The sequence below is a fragment of the Shinella sp. GW835-FHT14H05 genome, assembly GCF_058793575.1.
Genome location: NZ_JBXAFY010000036.1, coordinates 1 through 2,500, shown reverse-complemented (window position 1 = coordinate 2,500; position 2,500 = coordinate 1). Strand labels below are relative to the sequence as shown.

2 rRNA genes (1 of these 2 cut by a window edge) are annotated in these 2,500 nt (G+C 54.5%); both read left to right on the top strand.

The window, feature by feature from the left end:
• Nucleotides 1-2,147 (top strand): 23S ribosomal RNA (locus tag AC1Q6Z_RS35185); it begins 651 nt to the left of the window's first position.
• 220 nt (nucleotides 2,148-2,367) lie between these two features.
• Nucleotides 2,368-2,482: ribosomal RNA gene (gene rrf, locus AC1Q6Z_RS35180) — 5S ribosomal RNA — on the top strand.
• Nucleotides 2,483-2,500: the final 18 nt, after the last annotated feature.

Sequence of the window (2,500 nt, the reverse complement as noted above, 5' to 3'; positions counted from 1 at the left end):
AGGTGTAGGCGCAGCGAAAGCGAGTCTGAATAGGGCGATTGAGTTAGTTGCATTAGACCCGAAACCGAGTGATCTAGCCATGAGCAGGTTGAAGGTTGGGTAACACCAACTGGAGGACCGAACCCGCATCTGTTGCAATAGATTGGGATGACTTGTGGCTAGGGGTGAAAGGCCAATCAAACTCGGAGATAGCTGGTTCTCCGCGAAATCTATTTAGGTAGAGCGTCGACCGAATACCCTCGGGGGTAGAGCACTGGATGGGCTATGGGGACTCACCGTCTTACTGATCCTAACCAAACTCCGAATACCGAGGAGTACTAGTCGGCAGACACACGGCGGGTGCTAACGTCCGTCGTGAAAAGGGCAACAACCCTGACCTCCAGCTAAGGTCCCCAAGTCATGGCTAAGTGGGAAAGGATGTGAGGATCCCAAAACAACCAGGATGTTGGCTTAGAAGCAGCCATCATTTAAAGAAAGCGTAACAGCTCACTGGTCTAATCAAGGGTCTTTGCGCCGAAAATGTAACGGGGCTAAAGCCATGCACCGAAGCTGAGGATACGTCGCAAGACGTGTGGTAGCGGAGCGTTCCGTAAGCCTGTGAAGGGAGACCCGTGAGGGCTCCTGGAGGTATCGGAAGTGCGAATGTTGACATGAGTAACGATAAAGGGGGTGAGAGACCCCCTCGCCGAAAGACCAAGGGTTCCTGCTTAAAGTTAATCTGAGCAGGGTTAGCCGGCCCCTAAGACGAGGCGGACACGCGTAGTCGATGGGAACCACGTTAATATTCGTGGGCCTGGTGGTGGTGACGGATTGCGTAACTTGTTCAGACTTATTGGATTGTCTGGGCGAGGAAGCGGTTCCAGGAAATAGCCCCACCGTATAGACCGTACCCGAAACCGACACAGGTGGTCAGGTAGAGCATACCAAGGCGCTTGAGAGAACTCTGCTGAAGGAACTCGGCAAATTGCACGCGTAACTTCGGAAGAAGCGTGACCCCATGCTACGCAAGTGGTGTGGGGTGGCACAGACCAGGGGGTAGCGACTGTTTATCAAAAACACAGGGCTCTGCGAAGTCGCAAGACGACGTATAGGGTCTGACGCCTGCCCGGTGCTGGAAGGTTAAGAGGAGAGGTGCAAGCTTTGAATCGAAGCCCCAGTAAACGGCGGCCGTAACTATAACGGTCCTAAGGTAGCGAAATTCCTTGTCGGGTAAGTTCCGACCTGCACGAATGGCGTAACGACTTCCCCGCTGTCTCCAGCAGAGACTCAGTGAAATTGAATTCCCCGTGAAGATGCGGGGTTCCTGCGGTTAGACGGAAAGACCCCGTGCACCTTTACTATAGCTTTACACTGGCATTCGTGTCGGCATGTGTAGGATAGGTGGTAGGCTTTGAAGCGGGGACGCCAGTTCTCGTGGAGCCATCCTTGAAATACCACCCTTATCGTCATGGATGTCTAACCGCGGCCCGTCATCCGGGTCCGGGACAGTGTATGGTGGGTAGTTTGACTGGGGCGGTCGCCTCCGAAAGAGTAACGGAGGCGCGCGATGGTGGGCTCAGACCGGTCGGAAATCGGTCGTCGAGTGCAATGGCATAAGCCCGCCTGACTGCGAGACTGACAAGTCGAGCAGAGACGAAAGTCGGTCATAGTGATCCGGTGGTCCCGCGTGGAAGGGCCATCGCTCAACGGATAAAAGGTACGCCGGGGATAACAGGCTGATGACCCCCAAGAGTCCATATCGACGGGGTTGTTTGGCACCTCGATGTCGGCTCATCGCATCCTGGGGCTGGAGCAGGTCCCAAGGGTTTGGCTGTTCGCCAATTAAAGCGGTACGTGAGCTGGGTTCAGAACGTCGTGAGACAGTTCGGTCCCTATCTGCCGTGGGTGTAGGAATATTGACAGGATCTGTCCCTAGTACGAGAGGACCGGGATGGACATATCTCTGGTGGACCTGTTGTCCTGCCAAGGGCATAGCAGGGTAGCTATATATGGAATGGATAACCGCTGAAGGCATCTAAGCGGGAAACCAACCTGAAAACGAGTATTCCCTTGAGAGCCGTGGAAGACGACCACGTTGATAGGCCGGGTGTGGAAGCGCAGCAATGTGTGAAGCTTACCGGTACTAATAGCTCGATTGGCTTGATCGTTCTCATTGTTCATGCTCATCGAATGAAATTCGATGAGCCATCTCTTCAGTCCTGACGCACGAAGTGCTCCGGACGGGCCGCGCCATCAGGCGCGACGGCCTCTGGCCTTGCGGAGCTTCGCTCCGTTGCCCAAAAGAAGAAAAGACGTGTTCACAAAATTAAGACAAACGAGGAGGCTTGCCCTCCTCTACCAGCTTCTCAATATATTGCCCTTAGCCGACCTGGTGGTTATGGCGGGGTGGCTGCACCCGTTCCCATTCCGAACACGGCCGTGAAACGCCCCAGCGCCAATGGTACTTCGTCTTAAGACGCGGGAGAGTAGGTCACTGCCAGGTCTGCTAAAGGCAATATAT